We start from the raw sequence: 25,320 nt of genomic DNA on the forward strand, positions 1-25,320 counted from the left end.
ATGTCTGACAACGACCAGCTGACGAACAGCGAACAGGTGCGCCGCGGCGCGGTCGGCGTGGTGCCGCCCGCCGCCGAATACGCGACCCCGGCCGCCACGCGCGTGCGCCCCGACGTGGCGGCCCGCAGCGAGGCCAGCGACCGCCGGGTCGACTCCGCTCGCGGGCGCCGGCCGCTCACGCGCCGCACCTGGTTCGTCATCGTGGGCGGCAGCATCCTGCCGATTCTGATCCTGGTGGGATGGCAGCTGTCGACATCGCTCGGCCTCGTGCCCGTGTCTCAACTGCCCTCGCCCGCCATGGTCTGGAACGCGGGCATCGACCTCATCCAGCGCGGTCTGCTCGGCCAGTACATGGCCATCTCGCTGCAGCGCGTGCTGATCGGTTTCGCGATCGGGGCTGTGCTCGGAATCATCCTGGGTGCCGTCGTGGGGCTCTCGCGCCTCGCCGACATCCTCGTGGCCCCCACTCTCGGCGCCATTCGCGCGGTGCCGTCGCTCGCCTGGATTCCGCTGCTCATCCTGTGGCTGAAGATCGGCGAAGAGTCGAAGATCACCCTGATCGTGATCGGCGCATTCTTCCCCGTCTACACGACCATCTCGGCGGCGCTGCGACACGTCGATCGCAACCTCGTCGAGGCCGGGCGCGCGTTCGGGCTGCGCGGTGTGAAGCTCTTCACCACCATCCAGCTGCCGGCCGTGCTGCCCTCGGTCATCTCGGGGCTGCGCCTGGCGCTCGCTCAGTCGTGGCTGTTCCTCGTTGCGGCCGAGCTGATCGCCTCGTCGATGGGCCTCGGCTTCCTGCTGATCGATTCGCAGAACAATGGGCGCATCGACCGCATCTTCCTCGCCATCATCCTGCTCGCCGTCATCGGCAAGCTCACGGATGCCCTGGTCGGCGTGCTCGAGCGCTGGGTCAACAAGCGCTGGGCGTGACCCGTTCGGGCCCTTCTGCGTGAGAGGCCGGTTGCGCGGATGATTTCGCGCGCGTCCGGCCGTCCGCGCACACCTTTTCGCTGAAAGACGCAACCGAAAAGCGCGTCTTCTTCGTTAGCGTTGAGCCACACGCTCGATCTTGCGAAGGAGGTTCACCATGTCCGAAAACAGCACACCTGCGCACACCGCAGCCGTCGTCGGCGAACCGGAGGTCGTCGAAGACGAGCTCCTCTCGCAGACCTCCCCCGCGACCCGGGCGAATCGCGCCCTCGTCGAGACGCCCGCGTGGCAGAACCTCAAGCGCGCGGCCACGCGGCTGCAGGAGCTGCAGCTGCGCGACGGCTCGATCGGCGAGGCCGGCGACACGAGCGACCACGACGAAGCCGCCCGACTCGTGCAGACGGTGCGCGACAGCATCCGTGAGTTGGCGCCGTCGTTCGAGCACGATGCCGACTACCTGCGGCTGGTCGACGGCGACTTCGCGCGCTGGGCCGACGGCGGCTTCGGCGTGCCCGACTTCCTCGACTCGCTGCGCGCCTTCCAGCCGCAGCAGAACCGCGTCGACGGGCTCGCCCACCTCGTCGTGTTCCCCATGTACACGCAGAACGGCAGCACGAACCGGTTCGTCGAGGCCGTGCTGGTCGAGACGATCTGGCCCGAATTCGTGCACGATCTCGAGGCCGGTGACTACGAGAACAAACTGTTCGTTCCGATCCGCTTCCTCGACTTCACGCCCGGGTACGACACCAACTCGGCCGTGCTCTTCCCCGAGACCGTGGCCATGCGTGAGGTGCCGACGTTCACGTGGGGCGCCATCTTCGCCGACCGCGAGGCCGCCCGTTTTCGCCGCGTCGTCACCGAGGCCGCGAGCATCACACGCCTCGACCTGCCCGACGAGGCCGCGGCGCTCCTCGCCGACCAGCAGCTGGCCGAGCACACGTTCGTCATGTGGGACCTCATCCACGACCGCACGCATATGCGCGGGGACCTGCCGTTCGATCCGTTCATGATCAAACAGCGCATGCCCTACTTCCTCTACTCGCTCGAGGAGCTGCGCTGCGACCTGACGGCGTTCCGGGAATCGGTGACCGTGCAGGCGGCACTCGGCGCCCGTGAGGACGCGTCGCTCAGCGAGATCGAGCGCACCACGTTGCGCATGGCCGGGCTCGTGCAATACGCCATCCTGTTCGACCGGCTGTTCCGGTTCCCGCTGACGGGCGACCGCGTGCGCAACTACGACGGCCTCGGCGGGCAGCTGCTCTTCGCCTGGCTGCACCAGCGCGGCGTGCTGCACTGGACCGACACCCGCCTGGCCTTCGACTGGGATGCCGTGCCCGCCGTCGTCGTGGCGCTCAGCGACGCGATCAACGAGTTATACTGGCGCTCGATCGACCGGCCGAAGGTGGCGCACTGGCTGGCCGCACATGAGCTGATCTCGGCAACGCTCGCCCCGCATCCCGCGTCGGCATGGGCGCGGGGGCTTCCCGACGAGGTGCTGCAGGGCCCGCCGAAGGGCTACACGGATGCCGTGCTCGACGACGAATTCCCGCTGTCGATGTTCTATGAGGCGCTGGGCAAGAAGATGGCGCCCGTGATCGCCTCGACGAAGGGCCTGCACTAGACGGCAGGAGGTGGCGCAGGCGGCAGGCGGCGCGGGCGGCGGCCGGGTACGTTACGCCTCGTACACCCGGGCCGCAAGGCCGCGCCACCCTCTGCCGTTCCCGAGCCGAATTCGATAGCGTCGGAGGAACGACGCGCCCAGCACATTCGCCGAGCACACTCGCCGAGACGACCTCAAGGAGACCGGACCAATGCGCCCCAAGTTCATTTTCATCCTCATCATCGCTTTCCTCGCCTACGTGCTGGGAGCCAAGGCGGGTCGCGCCCGTTACAAGCAGATCTCCAAGTCGGTGAAGAAGTTCTGGAACGACCCGCAGGTGAAGAAGGCCCGCGGTCGCGCCAAGAAGGAACTCGCCAAGGCCGAGAAGGCCGCCAACAAAAAGGTCAAGAGCCTGCGCTAAAGCGCCTCACGGCATGAGCGACCCGGGCGGGGGAAGTCTTACTTCCCCCGCCCTTCGTTTTGCCCCAAGTGTCTTCTAGAATATGAACTACATCATTTTAGAATTGGAGACATTATGGGCAGCGCGACCAAACCCCTTCTCATCCTTCTCGCCGTCCTCGGGGCGCTCGGGCTGGCCGCGGCCGGTTTCTGGGTGCTGAAATCGCTCTACGATCAACCCATCGACTCCTACGTCGTGAGCTACAGCGTCGAGGGCTTGCAAGGAACGGAGAAGATCACCTACCTGTCGGCGACGAACGGGCTTCCCACAGATGTGAAGATGCGGCCGGCTCAGGCCTCGGGCAGCGCCTGGTCACAGAAGGATGCCGTCGTGGGCGCAAAGGACGAAGCCCGCGTCGTCATCTCGGGATCGACCTCCGATGAGATCGTGTGCACGATCATCCGCGACGAGGGAATCGAGTTCGAGAAGGCCCTCACTGTCACGAAGACACACGAAGGCGGCGACACGATCTGCGTCGCGCAACCCCGCTGAGCCGTCGAGTCCTCGAGTCGGCTCTCCTACTCGGTGTCAAGCCTTTGCCTCCCCCGCGCTCGCGGCGTAGTTTCGGGGTGATCGACAATCGCCGGGAGGCCACATGACCGTCAAGAAATTCGTCACGCTGACCGTTATCGCCGGTGTGCTCTACGCCCTGGGCTCGCGCGTGGCTCGCTGGTCGAACGAAACCGCCACGTCGACCAAGAAGGCCGCCAAGAGGTCGTCCAAGTCGTTCGACGCCCTGCGCAAGCACGAGACCCCGAAGAGCGCGAAGCGGGACCGAGACGACGCGGCCAACACCTCCATCGGCGCCCGCGCCACCCTGTCCATCGCCAAGGCGTACCGCGACGCGAACAAGAAACGGGACTTCGGCCTCGGCCGCTGACGCTCGGCTGCCCGGCTGACCGACTGCCCGGCTGCCTGGCTGCCTGGCTGCGCCGAGGGGCCTCCCTCGCACGACGGAGGCCCCTCGGCCGGCCGGCGGCTACGTTAGAAGCATGACCGGCGCCGCCTACCTCGACCCCGACGAACCGGGATGGACCCGCCCGGCTCCCACTCCCGGCGAGCGCCGCACCGACCTGGTCCTCGCTGTCAGCCTCTTCGTCGGCTCCATTCTGAGCCTCATGCTCTACACGGTCGCCGGGTTCTATGACGATCCCGCCGACCTCGGCATCAGCATCCTGACCCTGGCCTTGATCACCCTGCCGCTCGCGCTCCGGCGGGTCTGGCCGGCCTCGGTCGCACTCGTGCTCTCGGCCGTGTTCATCGTGATCGGCCAGCTGCACGTCAGCGAGCTGCTCTTCTGCAACATCGCCCTCTTCCTGGCGCTCTATTCGGTGGGCGCCTGGACATCGGATCGCCGACGCGCGTTCGTCGTGCGCATCGTCATCGTGTTCGTCATGCTCGTGTGGCTGTTGATCTCGATGTTCCTGGCCACCACCGATCCCGACGCCATGCCGGGTTTCTCGCGCGCCGGGCTCTTCTCGCCGCTCGTGGCCTACCTGCTCATCCAGATCCTCACGAACATCCTCTACTTCGGCGCGGCCTGGTACTTCGGCAATCGGGCCTGGGATGGCGCGAAGGAACGTGCTGTGCTCGAACATCGCACGGCGCTGCTCGATCGTGAGCGCATCCGCTCGGCTCGTCAGGCCGTATCGCTCGAGCGTCTGCGCATTGCGCGCGAATTGCACGACGTGGTGGCGCACCATGTGTCGGTGATGGGAGTGCAGGCGGGGGCAGCACGCACCGTGCTGGACCTCGATCCCGTCGCCGCGCGGGCGGCGCTGGGCGTCGTGGAGGACAACGCGCGGTCGGCCATCGACGAGTTGCGCGGCATCCTCGGCACCTTGCGCGAACCGGAACCCGAGACCGCCACCGACGCCGAGCGCGAGCGCCAGACCGACGCAGAGTCTGAGGCGGCCTCTACGGTGAGCGTCGACAGACTGCCCGACCTCTGCGAGGAGTCGACCCAGGCCGGCGTACCCACGCGCTTCGAGGCGGTCGGCGCACCGCGGCCCCTGCCGAAACTGGTGTCGCTGACGCTGTATCGGGTCACACAGGAGGCACTCACCAACGCGCGCAAATACGGCGGCCCCGACACGCGAGCCGACGTGCGCCTGCGTTACCTCGGCGAGGCCGTCGAGATCGAGATCACCAACAGCGGATCCCTGGCCGTGACCCTGCCGTCGCGGCGGCGCGGCACCGGGCTCGGGCACGTGGGCATGCAGGAGCGCGTTCGGGCCACCGGCGGCACGCTCGAACTGGGGCCGCGGCCCCGGGGCGGCTATCTCGTGCGGGCGCGCATCCCCGTTTCCCTCGATGATCGGCTCACGGGCCCGAACGACTCTCACGAACGGATGGTGTCGGCATGACCGATTCGACGCAGGGTGGCCTGAACGCGGCCGCGGAAGCCGGTGCGAATACGGGCTCGACCGCCGGTGCGGGCGCGGGTGCTGGTGCGGGCGCGAGCGGGCCGATCCGCGTGCTGCTGGTCGACGACCAGGAGCTGCTGCGCGCGGGTTTCCGCATCATCCTGGGCGCCCAGCCCGGTATCGAGGTCGTCGGCGAGGCCGGCTCGGGGGCCGAGGCGATCGTGGCCGCGGCATCCCTCGCGCCCGACGTCATCTGCATGGACGTGCAGATGCCCGGAATGAACGGGCTCGACGCCACGCGCGCGATAACGGGCGACCCGTCGATCGGCGCCGCCGTCCTGATTCTGACGACCTTCGACCGCGACGACTACCTCTTCGACGCCCTGGCGGCCGGCGCGAGCGGGTTCCTGCTGAAAAACTCGTCCCCCGAGCAGCTGATCGAGGCCGTGCGGGTCGTCGCGAGCGGCGAGGCGCTGCTGTCGCCCACCGTGACCAAACGCGTCATCGCCCGCTTCGGCGGGGTGGCCGGGCGGATGTCGCAGCCCTCGTCACCCCCAGCGTCGGGCCTCGGCGCCGCGCCGGGCACCCTGCCCGATCACCCTCGCGACGGCCGTGCGGCTCTGGGCGGCCCGAACGACGACGAGCGTGCCGCCTACGCCCTCCTCACCGAGCGGGAGCGCGATGTCTTCGCCCTGCTCGCCGACGGCCTCTCGAACCAGGAGATCGCCTCGACGCTCTATGTCGGCGAGGCGACGGTCAAAACGCACGTGTCGAGCATTTTCGCCAAGCTGGGCGTGCGCGACCGCATCCAGGCCATCGTGTGGGCGTTCCGCAGCGGCTACGCCGTCTCGGACGCCTGAGGCGTGGATTCGACACCCTCCCCCGCCAGGCGGAGACGCGAGAACCCGCCCCGCGGCTGATGCCCGACACGCCCGCCCCGCTCTAGCTTGTAATCACGCAGAGAATCGGAGGAGCCAGCGTGCTTCAGCTAGAGAACATCACCCGCTCATACGGCGACCGGCAGGTGTTGCACGACGTGTCGTTCACGGTGCAGCCCGGCCGCATGACGGGCTTCGTCGGCGGCAACGGTGCCGGCAAGACCACGACCATGCGCATCATCCTCGGCGTACTGTCGGCCGACGGCGGCACCGTCACGAAAGACGGCAAGCCGCTCACGGCCGGCGACCGCCACCGCTTCGGCTACATGCCCGAGGAACGCGGCCTCTACCCCAAGATGAAGGTCGAAGAGCAGCTCGTCTACCTGGCCCGCCTGCACGGCTTCTCGTCGTCGCGCGCCACGCAGAACACGCGAGAACTGCTCGAATCCCTCGGCCTCGAGGAGCGCGCCAACGACACCCTCGAATCGCTGTCGCTCGGCAACCAGCAGCGCGCGCAGATCGCGGCGGCCCTCGTGCACCAGCCCGATCTGCTCGTGCTCGACGAGCCGTTCTCGGGTCTCGACCCCCTGGCCGTCGACACCGTCGTGGGCGTGCTGAAAGAGCGAGCGGATGCCGGCGTGCCCGTGCTCTTCTCCTCGCACCAACTCGATATCGTCGAACGCCTCTGCGACGACCTCGTCATCATCGCCAACGGAGAGATCCGCGCCTCGGGTTCGCGCGAGGCGCTGCGCGAGAAGCACGCAACGCGCCGCTTCGAGCTGCAGGCCGGCACCGATATCGGCTGGATCCGTGGCCTGCCGGGCGTCGACGTCGTCGAGTTCGACGGCGGCTACGCGCTCTTCGACGCCGACACCGACGAGACCGCGCAGCTCGTGCTGCGGCGCGCGGTCGAGGCCGGCGCCGTCACCACCTTCCACCCGCAGCGTCCCTCGCTCGCCCACATATTCCGAGAGGTCATCCGATGAGCACCCGCACCTCGCCCTCGCCATCTTCCCCGACGCCGCCCTCGCGCGGGACGTCGTCTGCCCCCGCGTCGGCCCGACCCGCCGCGCCGCAGGCCCCCGGCTTCGCATCGAGCGTGTGGCTCGTCTCCGAGCGTGAGATCCGCGCCCGCCTGCGCAGCAAAGCGTTCCTGATCTCGTCGGCCCTTCTGCTCGTGATCATCCTCGGTTCCATCTTGTTCGCGGGGTTCTCGGCCAACTCGGCCGGCAGCGAGGCCACGAAGGTGGCGGTCGTCGATGCCACGAGCGAGGTCATCCCGGCCGCCGCGGCGAAATCGTTCGACGTGACCGTGGTCGACGACGAGCAGGCCGCCGAGAAACTGGTGCGCGACGGCGACGTCGAGGCCACCATCCTGCCCGATCGTTCGGGCGATTCGCCGCTGCTCTTCGAGGTCGTGGCCAACGATTCGGCGCCGACCTCGGTGGTGCAGGCGCTCAGCACGGCGCCCAAGGTCGTGCTGCTCGACCAGGGGGCGGATGCTGGATTCCTCGGCTATCTCGTCGCCATCGCGTTCGGCCTCGTGTTCTTCTCGTCGGCCATGACGTTCGGGTCGACGATCGCGCAGAGCGTGGTCGAGGAGAAGCAGACCCGCGTGGTCGAGATCCTCATGTCTGCCATCCCGGTGCGCGCGTTGCTGGCCGGAAAGGTGTTGGGCAACAGCATCCTCGCCTTCGCGCAGATCGCGCTCATCGCGGTGATCGCCATCGTGGGCCTGACGGTGACGGGGCAGAGCGATCTGCTGACCGGCCTCGGCGCGCCCATCGTGTGGTTCGTGATCTTCTTCGTCATCGGGTTCGTGCTGCTGGCCGCGCTCTTCGCCGCGACGGCCGCCCTGGTCTCGCGCCAAGAAGATGTCGGATCGACGACCATGCCCGTCACGATGCTCGTCATGCTGCCCTACTTCGCGGTCATCTTCTTCAACGACAACCCGACCGTGCTGGCGATCATGTCCTACATCCCCTTCTCGGCGCCCGTCGGTATGCCGGTGCGTTTGTTCCTCGGAACGGCCGAGTGGTGGGAGCCGCTGCTCTCGCTCGCGATCCTCGCCGTGACCACGGTCGTCGTGCTCCTGCTCGGCTCCAAGATGTACAGCAACTCGCTTCTGCGCACGGGGGCGCGCGTGAAGCTCGGTGAGGCGTTGCGCGGCTGACGCGTTCGTTCTCCCCAGGCAGCGGCCGCCCCGTTCATCCACAGTTTTCGGCCAGGATGCGCGGGGCGGCCGCTCTGTGCGAGATTAGGGGTGTGAGCCTTCCACTGCATGATTCCGACGTCCGCAACTTCGCCAGCGACAACTACGCGGGGGTGCACCCCGAGGTCATCGAGGCCATCGCCCAGGCCAACGGCGGGCACCAGGTGGCCTACGGCGGCGACCAGTACAGCGAGCGCCTGACCGAGATCTTCCGCGGCCACTTCGGCGAGCAGGCCGAGGTGTTCCCCGTCTTCAACGGCACGGGTGCCAACGTTGTCGGCATCCAGTCGATGCTGCCGCGCTGGGGGGCCGTCATCGCCGCCACCACGGCCCACATCAACGTCGACGAGGGTGGGGCGCCCGAGCGCGTCGGCGGCATCAAGATCTTGGGCGTGCCCTCCCCCGACGGCAAGCTCACGCCCGAGCTGATCGACCGCGAGGCCTGGGGCTGGGGCGACGAGCACCGCGCGCAGCCGCTCGTCGTGTCCATCACGCAGAGTACCGAGCTCGGCACGCTCTACACGCCCGACGAGATCCGTGCCATCGCCGACCACGCTCATGCCCACGGCATGTCTCTGCACCTCGACGGCGCCCGGCTGTCCAACGCGGCCGCGGCCCTCGGTCTGCCGTTCCGTGCCTTCACGACCGACGCCGGGGTCGACGTGCTCTCGTTCGGCGGCACCAAGAACGGCCTCATGTTCGGCGAGGCCGTCGTGTCGCTCAATCCGGCCGCCACGCAGGGTCTCGTCTACCTGCGCAAGCTCAACATGCAGCTCGCCTCGAAGATGCGCTTCCTGTCGGCGCAGCTGATCGCGCTGCTCGAGGGCGACCTCTGGCACCGCTCGGCCAGCCACGCCAACGCCATGGCGGTGCGCCTGCGATCGGCCCTCGAAGAGCGCATCGCGGCCGGTCAGGCCCCCGGTCTCGGCTTCAGCCAGCCGACCGAGGCCAACGCGGTCTTCGCCGTGCTACCGCCCGGTGTCGCCGATACCCTGCGCGAGTCCTTCCGCTTCTACGACTGGGATGCGGCGACGGGCGAGGTGCGGTGGATGTGCGCGTTCGACACCACCGAGGCCGACATCGACAGCTTCGTCGAGGCGATCTGCCGGGTTTTGGCCGAGGCACCCGCCGCGGGTGTCGCGCCCGCCTCGCACCTCGTGGGGCACCCCATTCCGGGCGAGGCGCTCTAGCGACAGACCGGGGCGGCGGCGCACTGGGGTCGTGGGCGGCGACACCGGCATCGGCATCGCACCGGCACCGGTACCCGCCCGGCCTGAGAGGACTCGCCGATGGCGGTCAAATCTGTGCGTGCTCTATCCCCAAACCGGGCCACCCCGGGACGGGTTACCGATTCTCGCGAAACCGGCTCTGTCCGGGACATTCTTCCGCGCCCCTGATCGACGCCGCCTCGCCGCGTCGAGCGGCATCCCGCCAAGCTGAGTGCGGGCCTCTGCAAGGGGGGCACCCTTCATAGACGGCGGAGGTATCCTGTCCCCGACAGCCCGGAGGACCCATGCCTAAACAGGAACGCGCTCGCGCGACGCGACAAGCGATCGTCGAAGCCGCCGGCGTGGTGTTCGCCCGATCGAGCTACGCCAGCGCCAAACTCAGCGAGATCATCACCGAGGCGGGCGTCACCCAGGGCGCCCTCTACTTCCACTTCGAATCCAAGCACGCCCTGGCGCTCGAGCTCATCCTGCAACAGCACGAGCTATGCGTCGCAGCGGGCGCCGAGCTGCTCAGCGACGACATGCCCGGTGCCGAGGGCCTCGTGCGGCTCACCCACACGTTCGCCCAGCAACTGCGCACGCTGCCGATCGTGCAGGCCGGCATCCGACTCAGCACCGAATCGGCCGGCTACTTTCCCGAGCACGCCCGGGCCCCCTACGAATTCTGGATCGCGCAGAGCGCCGAGCACCTGCGCAAGGCCATCGCCGAAGGCGACGTCTCGCCCCGCATCGAGGTCGACAGCATCGCGCGCTTCGTCGTCGAATCGTTCACGGGCACCCAAATGGTCTCGGCGGTCTTCGACGACTGGGCCCGCCTCGACAACCGCATCACCAACATGTGGGACATCATCTTCGCGGCCATCGGCTGCCCCGACAGCCGCGACCACCTGCTCGCGGTTCCGCGACTCGTGCACGGCGACGGAGCCCCGCCCTCGATCTGAGATCCCTAGACCAGATCGGTCGGCCGGGCGTCGACGCGCACTTTCGAGAGATGCCCGCCGACGCCCCCGAGCCGACAACCTCCCCCGAGGTGTCGATCTGGGCCCCCATCAGTGGTTCCCCAAGGGAAACCGACTGGGCCGTTTGTTTAAAATACGCGACGTTCGGCGTCGGCGCAAGAGAGCGCGATCATTTGCCGAAACCTCGACGGCCGGACCAAGGAGGCGGTAACCGCGGCGACGAATCCGTAATGCCAGCCTCGCGTGAGGGGAGGCCGCCGACGCACCCCGCCGCGTCAGTGCGCGCGCGAAACGGGGTAGGTCTCGCCGACCGGAACCTCGACGGGCAGGGTGTTCTCCTGCTGGGCGAGCGGGCACGCCCACGCGGGGTCGTAGGCGCAGGACGGGTTGTAGGCGAAGTTGAGGTCGAGCACGAGGCGACCCGCGCCGGCGCCGTGGTCGGGAGTGGCAGCATCCGTCGCCCCCGCGGTGCCCAGGTGCGCGCCCTTGATGGTGTCGAGCAGGTAGCGGCCACCGCCGTAGGTTCCGCCCTCGGCGCCGGCCAGGCGGTCCTTGACGGGGACGAAGAGGCCGCCGCCGTAGCCCGCGTGCTTCCACACGGCGAGCGAGCCGCGGTCGCCCGGCAGCTCGGCCGTGCCGATGAGCGTGAAGCCGACGACGCCGTCGGTGCCCGTGGGAACGGCGATGTCACGGCCCTCGTCGACGGGCGCGACATCCACCTCGAAGCGCCAGGCCGCGTCGTAGTCGGCAACGGGCAGACCCGAGAACGTCTCGGCATCTTCGGGCAGGAGAGGCGAGGCCGGGTGCGTGTCGAACAGCTCGTCACGCCGGTCGCGCCAGAGACGGTGCGCGGCCGCCGGGTCGGACGCCGCGACGCGTCGCACGTCGGCGTAGAGCTCGAAAATGCGGAAACGCCAATCGGCGGTGTCGAGGGCAGTGCCGAGAGTAGCCATCGGGCCACACTACCCCCGTCGTGTTAACGAGCGTTTCACTCGGCCGCGCACCGCACTCTGCGCCCGCCTAACCTGGAAGCATGCCCGACGATCTCGCCCCCGCATCCGCCGCCGCTACGCCTGGCTCGAGCACGCCGGGCCGCCCGAACACCGCGACGACCGCCGCCACAACAACCGGCGCCTCGCACCCGACGATCGCGAACCTGCTCGACGAGACGCGCGCCTACCCGGCACCCGCGGCCATCGCGGCGAGCGCCAACGTCGACGCCTCCTGGTGGGCACGAGCGGATGCCGACCCTGACGCCTTCTGGGCCGAACAGGCCGCGCGGCTCGACTGGCACACCCCGTGGCAGAGCGTGCACACGTGGAAGCCCGCCGCGCCCGATGCATCCGGCACCCTCTCGGTGCCCGAGACCACCTGGTTCGCGGGCGGGCGACTCAACGTGGCCGTCAACTGCGTCGACCGGCACGTGCAGAACGGGCTCGGCGACAAGGTGGCCGTGCACTTCGAAGGCGAGCCCGGCGACCGACGCAGCCTCACCTATGCCGAGCTTCAGCGCGAGGTCTCGAAGGCCGCCAACGCGCTCACCGAGCTCGGCATCGGCGTGGGCGACCGCGTGGTCATCTACCTGCCCGTCATTCTCGAGACAATCATCGCCACGCTCGCCGTGGCCCGCATCGGCGCCATCCACTCGCTTGTGTTCGGCGGCTTCTCGGCCGAGGCCCTGCGCTTCCGGGTGGAGGACACGCGCGCCAAGCTGCTGATCACGACCGACGGCCAGTTCCGCCGGGGTGCCGCCGTGGCCGTCAAGGACAACGCCGACCAGGCCGTGGCTGGAGTCGAGAGCATCGAACACGTGCTCGTCGTCAAGCGCACGGGTGACGACATCCCCTGGACCGCCGGCCGCGACGTCTGGTGGCACGACACCGTGGATGCCGCGAGCGATGTGCACGAACCCGAGTACTTCGACGCCGAGACCCCGCTGTTCATCATCTACACCTCGGGCACCACGGGAAAACCCAAGGGCCTCGTGCACACCTCGGGCGGATACCTGACCCAGGCGTCCTTCACCCACTGGGCCATCTTCGACGCCAAACCCGACGATGTGCACTGGTGCACGGCCGACCTCGCGTGGGTCACGGCGCACACCTACGAGATCTACGGACCGCTCTCGAACGGCCTCACGCAGGTGATCTATGAGGGCACGCCCAACACCCCGAGCCGCACGCGCCACTTCGAGATCATCGAGCGTTACGGCGTGACCACCTATTACACGGCGCCCACGCTCATCCGCACGCTCAGCACGTGGTTCCCCGACGGGCCGCCGGCCGAGTTCGACCTGTCGAGCATCCGCATTCTCGGCACCGTGGGCGAGGCCATCAACCCCGAGGCCTGGATGTGGTTCCACACCCGCATCGGCCGCGGCGAGGCGCCCATCGTGGACACGTGGTGGCAGTCCGAGACGGGGGCCGCGACCATGGCGCCACTGCCGGGTGTCTCGACCCTGAAACCCGGTTCGGCCAACCGCGCGCTGCCCGGCATCTCGACGCTCATCGTGGACGAGGACGGCGAGCGCGTGCCCTACGGTTCGGGCGGCTACCTCGTCGTCGACCGCCCGGGGCCGGGGCTCGCGCGCACCGTCTGGGGCAACCCGGAGCGCTATCGCGACTCCTATTGGGCCAAGTACTGGAAGCAGGGCTACTTCTTCTCGGGCGACGGCGCCAAATGGGATGCCGACGGCGACATCTGGGTGCTCGGCCGCGTCGACGACGTGATCAACGTGTCGGGGCACCGCCTCTCGACCATCGAGATCGAGTCGGCGCTCGTCGCGCATCCGGCCGTGGGCGAGGCCGGTGTGGTGGGGGTCAGCGACCCGATCACGGGGCAGGCGATCGCGGCCTATGTCATCCCGTCGTCACTGCCCCAGGATGCCTCGGGCGCCGACGACGCCTACTGGGTGCAACAGGCCGAGGCCCTGCGCGAGACGTTGCGAGCCTATGTCGCCCAGGCGATCGGCCCCATCGCCAAACCGCGGGATGTCGTGATCGTGCCCGACCTGCCGAAGACCCGCTCGGGCAAGATCATGCGCCGGCTGCTGGGCGATATCAGCGACGGCCGCCCCCTCGGCGACACCACGAGCCTGCAGGAGGAGACGACGCCCGCCCGTATCGAAGCGATCGTAGCCGCCACCCGGGCCGCCCGCTAGCGAAAGAACTCCCCATCGACGGCTCTGACAGGATGGACGGATACTCGATAAACAGCCACCGCCTTCGACGATGACAGTGAGGATGCCTCGCATGACGAACCCCGACGGAACCCCCGCCGACCAGCCGACGCCCGCCCAGCACCCCGGGCACGAGACGCCGCAGCCGTCGCCGTATGACGAACCGCAGCAGCAGTCGCCCTACGGACAGCCCCAGTCGCAGTCGGAGCCGCAATCGCCGTATGGCCCACCCGTGCCGTTCGCCGAGCCGACGCACGAGCAGTCGGGCTTCGCTCAGCCTCCCTACGCCCCGCCTGTTTCCGGGCAGCCCGGTTATGGCCAAGACGGCGCTGACCAGCCCGAATACGGCCAGCCCGGCTACGGCCAGCCCGGCTACGGCCAGCCCGGCTACGGCCAGCAGCCGCATGGCCAGCCCAACTACGGACAACCCGGTTACGGCCAGCCTCCCTACGGCCAGCCCGCCTACGGCGCCCCCAACTACGGCGCCCCGAACTACGGCGGCCCCGACCGCGGCGCCGACAAGTCCGGCGCCCAGCTCGTGTGGCTCATCGGCCTGGTCTCGCTCTTCGGCTTCTTCTACCTCTCGCCGTTCTTCTCGATCATCGCCACGCTCATCGTCTGGTCGACCGTGCGCCACCGCGGCCCCCTCTCGGCCGGCAACGCCCGCAACGCCATGAACTGGCAGATCACCTACCTGCTCGGCCAGATCGTGGCCTTCGTCGCGCACTTCCTGGTGCTCGCAACCTTCGGCGGCGGTGGTTTCGTCTCACCCCCGCTCTTCACGGTCCTCCTCATCGTCGTGTGGAACGTCGTCAACCTCGTCGCCCTCATCCTGGGCGGCGTGCGTTCGTCGCGCGGCGAGGTCTACCGCTTCCCGCTGACCGTGCCGTTCCACATCCTCACGCAAAAGTCCGAATAACCCGACAGACGAGCGCCGGATGCTGCGAGCCTCCCGCCCGCAGCCGGAATAGTCGCAGCATCCATACGTTTACATACGTAGTCAACGGCGACGCTCTGACAACACACCCCCAGAACCAGAACGAAAGAGCACGGATGACCGACATCACCACCCCTGCCCGCACCGCCGACACGAGCGTGCCCATCCTCGACGTCCTCTCGGACCGCTGGAGCCCGCGCGCCTTCGACGCCACCGCCACCATCGACGAGCAGACGCTCACCGCCGCCCTCGAGGCCGCCCGCTGGTCGCCGAGCGCCGCCAACACGCAGCCCTGGCGTTTCATCGTCGGCCGTCGCGGTTCCGACACCTTCAACACCATCGCCGCCCACCTCATGGGCTTCAACAAGGCGTGGGCCGGCAACGCGGGCGCGCTCATCGTGGCCGTCGCCGAGGTCACCGACGCCGACGGCAAGCCGCTGCCCTGGGCCGTCTACGACCTGGGCCAGTCCATGGCGCACCTCAGCATCCAGGCCCACCATGACGGCCTGCACGTGCACCAGATGGGCGGCTTCAAGAAGGACGAGCTGGCCGAGGCCTTCGACCTGGGCCCCAACCACCAGATCCTGACCGTGTCGGCCATCGGCCACGTGGCCAGCCCTGACACGCTCGAGGACAAGCTGCGCGAGCGCGAGGTCGCCCCCCGCGAGCGCAAGGCACTCGACGAGATCGTCCTCGTCAACGAGTAGTCCCTCAGTTTCAGCCACACGACGCGATGCCCCGACCGGATGCTTCCGGCCGGGGCATCCGCGATTTTGAGGGTCCGCGCAGCCGGGGGTAGTCTCCCGACTATGAACACCACCATCGATGCTGTTGTTCGCCCGGTTCGCGACGTCGACGCCGAATCACTCGGGCGTGTGCACGCCACCTGCTGGCACGAAACCTACGACCACCTGATCAGCGACGAAGCGCTGCGGGCCGTCTCACCGCGCCGCATGGCCGAGCTGTGGACGCACTACTCGTCGCTCGGCGACGGCCGCTGCCTCTACGCCGCCCTCGTCGACGGCGAGATCGTCGGCTTCTCGGGTTCGGGGCCCAGCCGCGACCCCGAGGTCACCGACCGCTCCGAGCTCTACTTCACCTACGTGCTGCACGCGTTCCACGGCACGGGCATCGGCCAGCAGCTCTTCGACGCCGTGCTCGGCGAGCAGCCCGCGTTCCTGTGGGTGGCCGAGGACAACCCGCGCGCGCACCGCTTCTACGCCCGCAACGGCTTCACGCCCGACGGCGCCCGCCAGACGCAGCCCTTCCTGGGCGAGGAGATCACCGAGGTCCGCCTCGTCCGCTGATGCAGCGACCATGATTCATTGACTTCAGAACACATTCAGAACTATGCTGGGGCGATGCGAACCTTGGACATGCCTCATAAGTCGTTTCAGTCATCAGACCTGAGCAGGCATTCGAGCACCGTCTTCGAGGCAGCGGAAGACCATCCGGTGCAGGTCACTCGTCGTGACGGTGAGGATCTCGTTCTGATGTCGCAGCGAGAAGCAGATGCGCGCGAATCATTGCTCCAACTGGCAGCTCAGCTCATCGCGGCGGCCACGAATGAGCGAGGCACGCTCGCCGAATCCATGGCTGAGCTGTTCCCCTGGATGCTGGCGCTCGATGCGGCCGACCGCGCCGCCTGCGCTAGCGACTTGCTTCATGCCGCGCGCGCATCCTTCGCGACCAATCAGGCGCACCTTGCCGTTGCCGAGATCACTGCCTGGCGCGAGACCGCAATAGCGATCGCCGCAGGACTCACGCGCACCGATGTCGACTGGATCGACGACGAGCCGGTCGGCCGCCCCTAGGCCATGGCAAAGCTCGACAGAGTCCCCCGCCCCACCAAGAAGAGCGAATACGCGATCACGTTCGCATCGACCCAGGCGAGGCGCGGATGGACAGATCTCTGCGCCACCATTCGCGGCCCCCTCGCCGACTCGTGGGATTTCCTCACGAAACATCCGCTGGCCGTCACACCCACGAACTACCGCCTGCGTGGGGAGCTCGGTGTCATCGTCCGAGACGGAGTCGAACACGATCGATGGCAGCATAAACCCACCCAGCAGGGCGATGCCCGAATCTGGTTCTATGTGGTCGACCGCACGGTTCATCTCGAGAACGTGCACACCAGGCATCCCAACCAGACGAAGTGATCGTCAGGCGCAGGCGCCCAGGCACGCGAAAGGGGGGCCGCCCGTAGGCGACCCCCCTTTTGTGCTGCGTGCTGAAACTTAGTCGCAGACCTTACCGAGGTCGGTGAAGGTGGTCTGCACGTCGGTGGCGCTCTCGGTCAGCGCGTTGACGTCGGCCGTGGTCGGGTCATCGGCGTACTTCTCGAACTCGTCCGACATGGCCGAGATGGCCTTCTCGGCCTTGTCGGCGGTCGGCTTGACCTCGTCGTTGGTGACCTTCTCGGCGTTGTCGCTGAACGTGTCGGCGAGCTTGCTGATGGCCTCGGACGCGGCGTCAGGGTCGGTGGCGAGGCTCGAGGAGCTCTCGGTCAGCTCGGTCTGCAGCTGCTGAATGCCGCTCTCGAGCTCCTTGCACGCGTCAGCCTTGCTCTGGCCGCCGGCACAGCCGGACAGCAGGAAACCGGCGATGGCGAAGCCGGCGATGAGTGCGGTGGTCTTGGTGCGTCGTTCCCTCATGGGGTCCCCCTCGGGTGATTCGGATGTTCTTGGCGAGATAACGCTATCGAACGTGAGCGTTGCTCGCGATGGGTACCACTCCCCGCGCGACCTGCGCTAGAGCGCGTCGGCCGTGAAGAGCTGCGCCTGTTCGGGCGCGAGGAGCGGCACGGCGAGGCCGATCTCGGCGAGGATGCGGCCCGAGAGCACGGTTTCACCGGCCGCGATCCAGGCGGGAGGAGCATCCTGGATGGCGCGCGGAGCGGCCCCGAGCGTGAGCGGGCGCACGCGGTAGAGGCGGTCGGGGTCGAGACCCGGGAGGCGGAGCGGCGACGGCACCGCGGTGCGCGGGGCGGCCAGGGAGACGTGGGCGAAGAGCGCGGACGTGTGGTCGCGGGAGACGACGCCGTGGGCGTGCAACGCGGGGTCGGAGGCATCCGATCGCACCACGGTGCCCGAGTGCAGCAGGTCGCGCCGGCGCTTGTAGGTGTCGATCCAGGCGGCGATGGTGTCGAGCTCGGCGGGTGAGGCCTCGTTCAGGTTCCACTCGATGCCGGCGCTGCCGAAGAGGGCCGTGACCAGCCGGAACTCGAGGTCCGAGGTGCGCCAGGTGGTATGCGATTGCGCGGCGCCCAGGTGGCCGCCGAGGTATTCGGGCGGGATCACGAGCGACGTGTAGCGCTGGATGGCCTGGCGCTCGAGCGGGTCGTTGGTGTCGCTCGTCCACACGCGTTCGACGCGTTCGAGCACGCCCAGGTCGATGCGCGCCCCGCCCGACGCGCACGACTCGATCTCGACGTGGGGGTGGGCCGCGCGCACGGCGTCGAGCAGGCGGTAGAACGCGGCGGTCTGCCGGTGGGCCGAGCCGCCGAGCAGGTCGCGGTTGTGATCCCACTTGAGGAACGCGATGTCGTATTCGCCGAGGAGCGCGTCGAGGCGGCCGAGGATGTAGGCGAAGGCCTCGGGGTTCGACAGGTCGAGCACACGCTGGAAACGCCAGGTGGGAGCATCCGCGTGACCGAGAATCCAGTCGGGATGCTCGCGCGCCACGGTCGAATCGGGGTTCACCATCTCGGGCTCCACCCACAGCCCGAAGTCCATGCCCTGCGCGCGCACGGCGTCGATGAGCGGGGAGAGCCCGTCGGGCCAGCGCGCGGCGTCGACGAACCAGTCACCGAGGGCGCGGCGGTCGTCGGTGCGGCCCTCGAACCAGCCGTCGTCGAGCACGAACCGTTCCACGCCCACGCGTGCGGCCTGGTCGACGAGGGTCAGCAGGGTGGGCAGGTCGTGGTCGAAGTAGACGGCCTCCCACGTGTTCAAGACGACGGGGCGGGGGCGGCGGATGCTGCTCCACGAGCGGATCCAGGGGTGCAGGCGGGCCGACACACCGTCGAGACCGGTGGCCGAGTAGACGGCGACGGTCCACGGGGTCTCGTAGTGCTCACCATCCGCGAGCATGATTTCGCCGGGTGCGAGCAGTTCGCCGCTGCCCGAGACCGAGGCGCCGAGCGGCGAGCGTTCGGCCCAGAGGACCTTGTCGCCGCTCCAGGCCAGGTGGGTGGCCCAGACCTCGCCCGTGCGGAACGTGAAGCCGGGGGTGCCGGCCGCGAAGAGGAACGCGTCGTCGTGGCCGGGGCGGCCGTGGCGGTGTTCGCGGCTCCAGATGCCCTGGCCGAGGGTGTGGCGCTGCGGGGTGCGCTCGTGGGTCCAAAGACCCGTGAAGTCGAGGAGTTCTCGGGCGCGGTCGGGGAGCGGCAGGGCTGCGGCGACGCCGTCGACGGCAAGAGGTGAGGATGCATCGTTCCGCACGCGGTGGCGCAGGCGCAGGACGCCCTCGGGGGTGAGCTCGAGCGTGACCGTCACGGTGACGGCGGCTGCGGCATCCGCGAGCGTGAAGATGAGGGATGTTTCAGAAGCGTCGGTCGCGACGAGGCGCAGCGCGAGCGGTTGGGATACCGAAGGGGCAGGCCCGCCCACGCGGTGAACCTCGAGCCCGGGCCGCCCGCTCCACCCGTCGAACAGGGTCGGCACGAGGCTGAGGCGCGGGGGTTCGTCGATCGACGAGGGCGGCACGGCGGCCACCAGGGCCCCGGCCAGGCTGTCGAGGGCAGATGAGTCGAGCTCGCCGACATCCGCCCCCCAGTGCAGAATCGAGGGCACCTTCGCGCCGCGGGCATCGACGATCAGGCTGACGCCCGCGGCACGAAGGTGGTGAATCACGGTGCAACTACTCCTTGACGGGGATGGACTGGGCCTTCAGCGCGTCGACGGTTGCCGACTGGCCCTTCTTGAGTGCGTCGAACAGGGTTCCGTCGCCCGAGACGGCGGACTTGAAGCCATCCGACACGTCGTTGTAGGTCTGCGTCATGGTCGGACCCCAGGCGAAGTCTTCGGCGACCTCGGCGGAGGCGTCGGCAAACACATCGTAGATCGGCTGGTTGCCGTAGAACTCGACGCCCTGCTTGAGGATCGGCAGGTTGAGGCCGTCCTTGGTGGCGGGGTAGATGTTCGCCGACTCGTTCAGCATGGTGAGGGCCTCTTCAGAGGTGTTGAGCCACAGCGCGAACTTGGCGGCCTCGTAGGGGTGCTCCGAGCCAGTGAAGACGGCCGTCGACGAGCCGCCCCAGTTGCCGGCAGCCTTGTCGCCGGATTTCCACTGCGGGGCCTGAGCAACGGACCACTTGCCCGCGGTGTCGGGTGCGCCCGAGGCGATGGAGTTGGCGCCCCAGACGGCGGAGTTCCAGCTCCAGGCCGCGCCGGTGTTGTAGGCGTTGTCCCATTCGGTGGTCCAGGCGGGAACGGTGGAGACGAGGTCTTCGTCGATGAGTTCCTGCCAGTAGTCGGCCACCTTCTTGGAGGCGTCATCGGTCAAATCGACGGTCCAGTCGGTGCCGTCGTTCTGGAACCAGCTGCCGCCGGCCTGCCACACGAAACCGGCGAACTGGTTGATGTCGCCCTGCGAGAAGTTGGTGATGTAGCTGCCGGTGGCGCGCACCTTCTTGGCAGCCTCCTTGTATTCATCCCACGTGGTGGGGATGGCGATGCCGTTCTGCTCGAACAGGTCGGCGCGGTAGAACATGGCCATGGGGCCCGAGTCCTGCGGGATCGCGTAGACCGAGTCGGATTCGCCGAGCGAGACCTGACCCCAAGTCCAGTCGACGAATTTGTCCTTCGAGGCCATGACGTCTTCGCAGGCGCCCAGGTCCATGAGGCCGTTCTGCACGCGGAAGTTGGGCAGCGCGTCGTATTCGATCTGGCCGAGGTCGGGCGCGTTGCCGGCCTTCAGCTGGTTGAAGAAGTTCTGGTAGGTGCCGCTGTTGCCGTTGGGACCCGTCTGCACGGCGACCTGGATGTCGGGGTTCGCCTTGTTCCAAACATCCACGGCGTCTTCGATGCCGGGAATCCAGGAGGTGAAGCTGAGCTCGACTTTTCCGTCGGCCGGCGTGCAGGCTGCAGCGTCGCTGCCCTCACTGCCGGTGGTCGACGAGCAGCCGCTCAAAACGACGGCCGAAAGCACCGCTGCGGCGACCGCTGTTCTCTTGAGGTTCATGCTGTTCCGTTTCTGTGGGTGTGCGTGATCTATCGGGGTGAAGGTGATGCGGAAGGTGAAAAGTGAGGATGCCGGGCGCTACTTGACCGAGCCGGCGCCGAGACCCGAGCGCCAGAACCGCTGCAGCAGCAGGAACGTGATGACGAGCGGGATGATCGAGAGGAACGCGCCGACCAGCACATAGAGGCGCAGTTCGGGAATCTGATTCACCTGCGAGTTCCAGGCGTAGAGCCCGAGCGTCACGGGGAACAGCGTCTCGTCGCGCAGCATGATGAGCGGCAGGAAGAAGTTGTTCCAGATGGCCACGAACTGGAACAGGAACACGGTCACGAGCGCCGGGAACATGAGCCGCACCGAGATGGTGAAGAAGGTGCGGATCTCGCCGGCACCATCCAGTCGGGATGCCTCGAGCAACTCGTCGGGCACACTCGACGCCGCAAAGATGCGGGTCAGGTACACGCCGAACGGGCTGACGAGCGACGGCAGGAACACCGACCAGAACGTGTTGGTGAGCCCCACCTGGCTGAAGATGAGGAAGAGCGGCAGGGCCAGAGCGGTCGCGGGCACGAGCACTCCGCCGAGCACGACGTTGAAGATGGCGTCGCGGCCGGGGAAGCGGTATTTGGCGAGCGCATAACCGCACATGGCCGCGAACAGGGTGCCGAGCAGAGCGCCGAGGCCCGCGTAGAGCACGGAGTTCAGCATCCATTTGAGGTAGACGCCGTCGCGGTAGGCGATGAGCTGGCCGATGTTCTCGAACAGGTTGAAGTCCGCGAACCACAGGGCGGGCGTGTTGCCGAACTGCGGCGCCGACTTGGTCGAGGCGATGAACAGCCACCAGATGGGGATGAGGAAGTAGAGCGTGAAGACGAGCATCACGATCAGGGCTCCGGCGCGCGACAGGGGGCTCTCGCGGGGGCCGCGGGCCCGGGTCGTGTTAGAGCCGGCGGGGCCCTGGTGACCGTGACCGCCACCCGCTTGGCCGCGACCGCCGCGACGAATGCGTGAGGTGGGCGCGACATCCGACGCCTGATTCGAATCGGGCGAACCGTTGGCCGGGGAAGACAGGATGGCGCTCATTTGTCGTCCTTTCGCTGCGTGAACTTGAGGAAACCGAACGACAGGATGAAGGTGGCCAATGCCAGCACGACCGAGAACGCGGCCGCGAGGTTGACGTTGGGAATGGCCGACGTCGTGTAGACCGTGAGGTTCGGGGTGAACGTGCTCGACACGGCCGAGCTGAAGGTGCGGAACACCTGCGGTTCGGCGAGCAGCTGCAGCGTTCCGATGATCGAGAAGATCGCGGTGAGCACGATGGCGGGCATCACGAGCGGGATCTTGATCGACCATGCGATGCGCATCTGACCCGCGCCGTCGAGGCGGGCGGCCTCATAGATCTCGGTCGGGATGCTGAGCAGCGACGAGTAGATGATGAGCATGTTGTAGCCCACGAACACCCACGTGACCACGTTGGCGATGGCCCACAGCACGAGATCGGCCGACAGGAAGTCGATGTTCTGCGTGACCGCGGTGAAGGGCGACAGGTTGGGCGAGTAGAGGAACCCCCACATGATGGCCGCGATGACGCCGGGCACGGCGTAGGGCACGAAGAACGCGAGGCGGAAGAAGCGTTTGCCGCGCAGGATGGGCGAATCGAGCAGCAGCGCGAACAGCAGGGCGAGGCCCAGCATGACGGGCACCTGCACGGCGCCGAACAGCAGCACGCGGCCGACCGACTGCCAGAAGGGCCCGTTCTGGAACACCTGCACGTATTGCGCGAAGCCGCCGAACACCTCGCGCGCCTGGCCGAAGGTGCCGTCGCGCTGGATGACGAGCAGCGACTGGTAGACGGCGTAACCGATGGGCACGAGGTAGAACAGGGCGAACAGCACCGCGAAGGGTGCGATGAAGATCGCGATCGCCTTCTTGTGTTGCACCACCAGTTTGGGCGGGCGCACGCGGCGCCGGGGAGCGCTCACCGCCGCCGTTTCGACACTGACGCTCATCGCGCGGGGTCCTCTCTGATCACGCGCACGGCGCCGGCTGGCACGCGTGCGATGTTGTCGACGGTGTCGCCGGTGACGAGGTCGAGGCCCCGCGCCGGCGTCTCGACGTCGTGCGCCGAGTGGTTGATGAGGAAGAGGTAGCTGCGGGGGGTTTCGCCGGCGGTGGCGCGGCGGATGACCTCGAGCCCGGGTTCGCGCTCGTCCCCCTGGGGGCGGGCGGATGCTTCGGCCGCGGCGTCGCGCAGCACGGAGTCGAGCGCGTCGGGGTCGAGGCTCGTGGCGAGGTAGCGGGCGACGCCGGGGGTGTTTGCGCTGTCGCTGTTGCTGGCGACGACGTTGCGGGTGATGGCGGGCCTTCCGGTGGACGGCCCGTCGGCGAACGTGTCGAGAACCTCGGCACCGCGGGCTCGCACGCGCTCGGACCAGGCGGTCGCGGTCATCCCCGAGGCGAGCGTCAGCCGCTGCCCCGGCAGAACCGGTGCGAACTCTTCGACGTTGATGCCGAGCAACTCGCGGAACGCGCCCGGGTAGCCGCCGGCGCGCACGCGGTCTTCTTCGTCGACGATTCCGCTGAAGAACGTGATGACGACGTGGCCACCCGCGGCGACGTAGTTCGAGACGACCTCGGCTTCGGCATCCCGAACCAGGTAGAGCGACGGCACGATGACGAGCTTGTAGGCCGACAGGTCGGCGCCCGGGCGCACCAGGTCGACGGTGTGGCCGAGGCGGCGCAGCGAGGCGTGGGCGGCGTGCACCTGTGAGAGGTAGTCGACGCCGTGGCTCGGGCGGCTTTCGCCGTCGGCGGCCCACCAGCTCTCCCAGCTGAACAGCATGGCCACGTCGGCCTGCACGCGCGTGCCGGTGATCTCGTCGAGGCGGTCGAGAGTGTGGCCGAGGTCGACCACTTCGCGCCACAGGTCGCTGTCGGTGCCTGCGTGGGGCAGCAGCGCCGAGTGGAACTTCTCGGATCCCTGCAACGAGGCACGCCACTGGAAGAAGCACACCGCGTCGGCGCCCTTCGCCACGTGGGTGAGCGAGTTGCGGGTCATCTCGCCGGGGGCTTTGGCCAGGTTGTGCGGCTGCCAGTTGACGGCGCCCGTCGACTGCTCCATGAGCACCCAGGGGCCGCCCTGCGCGAGGCCACGCGTCAGGTCGGCGGCGAACGACAGCTCGGCGGTGGGGTCGGCGAGACGGTTGTCGAGGTAGTGGTCGTTGGCGATGACATCCATCTCGGGCGCCCACTGCCAGTAGTCGAGGTTGCGGATGTGGGCGGTGACCATGAAGTTGGTCGTGACGGGCACGCTGCTGTGACGGCGCAGCACCTCGAGCTCGGCTCGGTAATAACCGAGCAGTTCGTCAGACGAGAAGCGGTGGAAGTCGATGACCTGGCTCGGGTTGCGGCTCGACAGCGTCAGGCGCGGGGGCAGAATCTCGGCGAAGTCGCTGTACTGCTGACTCCAGAACGAGGTGCCCCACGCGGTGTTGAGGCGTTCGATGGTCGTGTAGCGGGCGCGCAGCCAGCCGCGAAAAGCTTCGGCGCTTTCGTCGTCGTAGCAGAGGGCGTTGTGGCAGCCGAGCTCGTTCGACACGTGCCACAGCTCGACAGCGGGGTGCTGGCCATAGCGCTCGGCGACCTTTTCGACCAGCTCGAGCGCGTAGCGGCGGAACACGGCGGATGACGGGCACCACGCCTGGCGTCCACCCGGAAAGCGTGTGGTGCCGTCTTCGACCTGCGGCAGGATCTCGGGGTGCCGGGCGGTCAACCACGGCGGGGCCGAGGCGGTGCCCGTGCCCAGGTTCACGCGGATGCCGGCGGCGTGCAACAGGTCGAGAATCTCGTCGAGCCCGTCGAAGTCGTACTCCCCCGGGCGCGGCTCGATGTGCGACCAGCCGAAGATGTTAAGGGCCACGAGATCGACGCCCGCCTCGCGCATCAGGTCGACGTCTTCGCGCCAGACCGACCGGTCCCACTGCTCGGGGTTGTAGTCGCAGCCGAACGCAATGCCGTCGTGCGAGAACACCGGCCGTGCGCCTGATGCTGGATGCTGCGTGCTCATGAATCCTTCCGCCCCGACTCGCGTCGGCGTCCTGTGAACGTGCACAGATTGCGGAGTGACAACTCCTCGTTGAGAGTCTGTGAACGTACACAGAGTAGACAGAAGCATTACGAGGTGTCAAGGTGGCGGGACTTCACTGCAGCGGAAATTGTCGGCATTCGAACCCGCCACAATCCCGCAACTCGGAGGCCAGAGCGATTGCCGGAAATGACCGCTCGTTCCGCTCATCGACACCTGGACGCCAAATTCATCCCTGATCGATTTGGCTTGCCTCACTCGCGGGACCGAGGACAACGATCATGCGGGCAGGTGAACGAAACAA

General features: G+C 68.0%; 24 protein-coding genes. 17 read left to right on the forward strand and 7 right to left on the reverse strand.

All coding sequences use genetic code 11. From position 1 onward, the window contains the following. The 11 genes from ACUWEX_RS13675 (at nt 1) to ACUWEX_RS13725 (ending at nt 10,619) form a co-directional block, all read left to right on the forward strand. Nucleotides 1-933 (forward strand): ABC transporter permease, encoded by a 933-nt coding sequence (locus ACUWEX_RS13675; protein WP_079728709.1) that lies wholly within the window; start codon nt 1-3, stop codon nt 931-933. Between the two features lie 157 nt (nt 934-1,090). Continuing rightward, a complete protein-coding gene (locus ACUWEX_RS13680) occupies nt 1,091-2,554 on the forward strand; it encodes a DUF6421 family protein (protein ID WP_445996602.1) in 1,464 nt (487 codons plus the stop codon). Between the two features lie 190 nt (nt 2,555-2,744). Beyond that, nucleotides 2,745-2,954 carry a hypothetical protein gene (locus ACUWEX_RS13685; RefSeq protein ID WP_079728711.1) on the forward strand — a complete coding sequence of 70 codons (210 nt, stop codon included), beginning with the start codon at nt 2,745-2,747 and terminating at the stop codon, nt 2,952-2,954. A gap of 114 nt (nt 2,955-3,068) precedes the next feature. Next, nucleotides 3,069-3,485 carry a hypothetical protein gene (locus ACUWEX_RS13690; RefSeq protein WP_079728712.1) on the forward strand — a complete coding sequence of 139 codons (417 nt, stop codon included), beginning with the start codon at nt 3,069-3,071 and terminating at the stop codon, nt 3,483-3,485. A gap of 103 nt (nt 3,486-3,588) precedes the next feature. Continuing rightward, nucleotides 3,589-3,873 carry a hypothetical protein gene (locus tag ACUWEX_RS13695; protein WP_079728713.1) on the forward strand — a complete coding sequence of 95 codons (285 nt, stop codon included), beginning with the start codon at nt 3,589-3,591 and terminating at the stop codon, nt 3,871-3,873. Nucleotides 3,874-3,985: 112 nt separating this feature from the next. After that, complete coding sequence (locus ACUWEX_RS13700) at nt 3,986-5,359, forward strand: sensor histidine kinase (RefSeq protein WP_445996603.1); 1,374 nt, start codon at nt 3,986-3,988, stop codon at nt 5,357-5,359. Next, nucleotides 5,356-6,219, forward strand: a complete 864-nt coding sequence (locus ACUWEX_RS13705; protein ID WP_445996604.1) for a response regulator — start codon at nt 5,356-5,358, stop codon at nt 6,217-6,219. Before ACUWEX_RS13700 ends, ACUWEX_RS13705 begins: the two co-directional genes overlap by 4 nt. A gap of 119 nt (nt 6,220-6,338) precedes the next feature. Next, entirely contained in the window at nt 6,339-7,223 is an 885-nt protein-coding gene (locus ACUWEX_RS13710; protein ID WP_079728716.1) for an ABC transporter ATP-binding protein, read from the forward strand. Beyond that, a complete protein-coding gene (locus tag ACUWEX_RS13715; RefSeq protein WP_445996605.1) occupies nt 7,220-8,410 on the forward strand; it encodes an ABC transporter permease in 1,191 nt (396 codons plus the stop codon). Before ACUWEX_RS13710 ends, ACUWEX_RS13715 begins: the two co-directional genes overlap by 4 nt. A gap of 92 nt (nt 8,411-8,502) precedes the next feature. Then, nucleotides 8,503-9,639, forward strand: coding sequence for a threonine aldolase family protein (locus ACUWEX_RS13720; RefSeq protein WP_234991255.1), 1,137 nt, complete (start codon nt 8,503-8,505; stop codon nt 9,637-9,639). 323 nt (nt 9,640-9,962) lie between these two features. Further along, nucleotides 9,963-10,619 (forward strand): ScbR family autoregulator-binding transcription factor, encoded by a 657-nt coding sequence (locus ACUWEX_RS13725; RefSeq protein ID WP_079728719.1) that lies wholly within the window; start codon nt 9,963-9,965, stop codon nt 10,617-10,619. A gap of 293 nt (nt 10,620-10,912) precedes the next feature. Here the strand turns inward: ACUWEX_RS13725 and ACUWEX_RS13730 are convergent, their stop codons facing one another. Continuing rightward, entirely contained in the window at nt 10,913-11,590 is a 678-nt protein-coding gene (locus ACUWEX_RS13730; protein ID WP_079728720.1) for a DUF1684 domain-containing protein, read from the reverse strand. Between the two features lie 80 nt (nt 11,591-11,670). On the opposite strand from ACUWEX_RS13730, the gene acs reads away from it, so the two are divergent. The 6 genes from acs (at nt 11,671) to ACUWEX_RS13760 (ending at nt 16,911) form a co-directional block, all read left to right on the forward strand. Beyond that, a complete protein-coding gene (gene acs, locus ACUWEX_RS13735; protein ID WP_445996606.1) occupies nt 11,671-13,797 on the forward strand; it encodes an acetate--CoA ligase in 2,127 nt (708 codons plus the stop codon). Between the two features lie 91 nt (nt 13,798-13,888). Next, nucleotides 13,889-14,734 carry a DUF4870 domain-containing protein gene (locus tag ACUWEX_RS13740; protein WP_445996607.1) on the forward strand — a complete coding sequence of 282 codons (846 nt, stop codon included), beginning with the start codon at nt 13,889-13,891 and terminating at the stop codon, nt 14,732-14,734. A 134-nt stretch (nt 14,735-14,868) separates the two neighbouring features. Then, nucleotides 14,869-15,459 carry a nitroreductase family protein gene (locus ACUWEX_RS13745; RefSeq protein WP_445996608.1) on the forward strand — a complete coding sequence of 197 codons (591 nt, stop codon included), beginning with the start codon at nt 14,869-14,871 and terminating at the stop codon, nt 15,457-15,459. A gap of 102 nt (nt 15,460-15,561) precedes the next feature. Further along, nucleotides 15,562-16,059, forward strand: coding sequence for a GNAT family N-acetyltransferase (locus tag ACUWEX_RS13750; RefSeq protein WP_079728724.1), 498 nt, complete (start codon nt 15,562-15,564; stop codon nt 16,057-16,059). A gap of 54 nt (nt 16,060-16,113) precedes the next feature. After that, a complete protein-coding gene (locus tag ACUWEX_RS13755) occupies nt 16,114-16,566 on the forward strand; it encodes a prevent-host-death protein (protein WP_445996609.1) in 453 nt (150 codons plus the stop codon). 3 nt (nt 16,567-16,569) lie between these two features. Beyond that, a complete protein-coding gene (locus ACUWEX_RS13760) occupies nt 16,570-16,911 on the forward strand; it encodes a hypothetical protein (RefSeq protein ID WP_445996610.1) in 342 nt (113 codons plus the stop codon). A 78-nt stretch (nt 16,912-16,989) separates the two neighbouring features. On the opposite strand, the gene ACUWEX_RS13765 is transcribed toward ACUWEX_RS13760, so the two are convergent. The 6 genes from ACUWEX_RS13765 to ACUWEX_RS13790 form a co-directional block, all read right to left on the reverse strand. Then, complete coding sequence (locus tag ACUWEX_RS13765; RefSeq protein WP_079728727.1) at nt 16,990-17,406, reverse strand: hypothetical protein; 417 nt, start codon at nt 17,404-17,406, stop codon at nt 16,990-16,992. A gap of 96 nt (nt 17,407-17,502) precedes the next feature. Continuing rightward, nucleotides 17,503-19,605 carry an alpha-galactosidase gene (locus tag ACUWEX_RS13770; RefSeq protein ID WP_445996611.1) on the reverse strand — a complete coding sequence of 701 codons (2,103 nt, stop codon included), beginning with the start codon at nt 19,603-19,605 and terminating at the stop codon, nt 17,503-17,505. 7 nt (nt 19,606-19,612) lie between these two features. Further along, nucleotides 19,613-20,935, reverse strand: a complete 1,323-nt coding sequence (locus tag ACUWEX_RS13775; protein WP_445996612.1) for an ABC transporter substrate-binding protein — start codon at nt 20,933-20,935, stop codon at nt 19,613-19,615. A 78-nt stretch (nt 20,936-21,013) separates the two neighbouring features. Beyond that, nucleotides 21,014-21,811 (reverse strand): carbohydrate ABC transporter permease, encoded by a 798-nt coding sequence (locus ACUWEX_RS13780; RefSeq protein ID WP_407668769.1) that lies wholly within the window; start codon nt 21,809-21,811, stop codon nt 21,014-21,016. 200 nt (nt 21,812-22,011) lie between these two features. After that, complete coding sequence (locus tag ACUWEX_RS13785; protein WP_079728730.1) at nt 22,012-22,941, reverse strand: carbohydrate ABC transporter permease; 930 nt, start codon at nt 22,939-22,941, stop codon at nt 22,012-22,014. After that, the gene (locus ACUWEX_RS13790) at nt 22,938-24,998 is read right to left on the reverse strand and encodes a beta-galactosidase (RefSeq protein WP_445996613.1); all 2,061 of its coding nucleotides are present in this window, start codon (nt 24,996-24,998) and stop codon (nt 22,938-22,940) included. The genes ACUWEX_RS13785 and ACUWEX_RS13790 overlap by 4 nt, the downstream gene beginning before the upstream one ends. Nucleotides 24,999-25,320: the final 322 nt, after the last annotated feature.

The sequence above is a fragment of the Okibacterium fritillariae genome, from assembly GCF_052783725.1.

Coding starts and splice junctions, on each gene's coding strand:
- ACUWEX_RS13750 (WP_079728724.1), top strand. CDS start 15,562: ATGAACACCACCATCGATGCTGTTGTTCGCCCGGTTCGCGACGTCGAC.
- ACUWEX_RS13680 (WP_445996602.1), top strand. CDS start 1,091: ATGTCCGAAAACAGCACACCTGCGCACACCGCAGCCGTCGTCGGCGAA.
- ACUWEX_RS13675 (WP_079728709.1), top strand. CDS start 1: ATGTCTGACAACGACCAGCTGACGAACAGCGAACAGGTGCGCCGCGGC.
- ACUWEX_RS13775 (WP_445996612.1), bottom strand. CDS start 20,935: ATGAACCTCAAGAGAACAGCGGTCGCCGCAGCGGTGCTTTCGGCCGTC.
- acs (WP_445996606.1), top strand. CDS start 11,671: ATGCCCGACGATCTCGCCCCCGCATCCGCCGCCGCTACGCCTGGCTCG.
- ACUWEX_RS13790 (WP_445996613.1), bottom strand. CDS start 24,998: ATGAGCACGCAGCATCCAGCATCAGGCGCACGGCCGGTGTTCTCGCAC.
- ACUWEX_RS13780 (WP_407668769.1), bottom strand. CDS start 21,811: ATGCTCGTCTTCACGCTCTACTTCCTCATCCCCATCTGGTGGCTGTTC.
- ACUWEX_RS13765 (WP_079728727.1), bottom strand. CDS start 17,406: ATGAGGGAACGACGCACCAAGACCACCGCACTCATCGCCGGCTTCGCC.
- ACUWEX_RS13755 (WP_445996609.1), top strand. CDS start 16,114: ATGCGAACCTTGGACATGCCTCATAAGTCGTTTCAGTCATCAGACCTG.
- ACUWEX_RS13690 (WP_079728712.1), top strand. CDS start 3,069: ATGGGCAGCGCGACCAAACCCCTTCTCATCCTTCTCGCCGTCCTCGGG.
- ACUWEX_RS13725 (WP_079728719.1), top strand. CDS start 9,963: ATGCCTAAACAGGAACGCGCTCGCGCGACGCGACAAGCGATCGTCGAA.
- ACUWEX_RS13705 (WP_445996604.1), top strand. CDS start 5,356: ATGACCGATTCGACGCAGGGTGGCCTGAACGCGGCCGCGGAAGCCGGT.
- ACUWEX_RS13745 (WP_445996608.1), top strand. CDS start 14,869: ATGACCGACATCACCACCCCTGCCCGCACCGCCGACACGAGCGTGCCC.
- ACUWEX_RS13785 (WP_079728730.1), bottom strand. CDS start 22,941: ATGAGCGTCAGTGTCGAAACGGCGGCGGTGAGCGCTCCCCGGCGCCGC.
- ACUWEX_RS13715 (WP_445996605.1), top strand. CDS start 7,220: ATGAGCACCCGCACCTCGCCCTCGCCATCTTCCCCGACGCCGCCCTCG.
- ACUWEX_RS13760 (WP_445996610.1), top strand. CDS start 16,570: ATGGCAAAGCTCGACAGAGTCCCCCGCCCCACCAAGAAGAGCGAATAC.
- ACUWEX_RS13700 (WP_445996603.1), top strand. CDS start 3,986: ATGACCGGCGCCGCCTACCTCGACCCCGACGAACCGGGATGGACCCGC.
- ACUWEX_RS13695 (WP_079728713.1), top strand. CDS start 3,589: ATGACCGTCAAGAAATTCGTCACGCTGACCGTTATCGCCGGTGTGCTC.
- ACUWEX_RS13730 (WP_079728720.1), bottom strand. CDS start 11,590: ATGGCTACTCTCGGCACTGCCCTCGACACCGCCGATTGGCGTTTCCGC.
- ACUWEX_RS13740 (WP_445996607.1), top strand. CDS start 13,889: ATGACGAACCCCGACGGAACCCCCGCCGACCAGCCGACGCCCGCCCAG.
- ACUWEX_RS13685 (WP_079728711.1), top strand. CDS start 2,745: ATGCGCCCCAAGTTCATTTTCATCCTCATCATCGCTTTCCTCGCCTAC.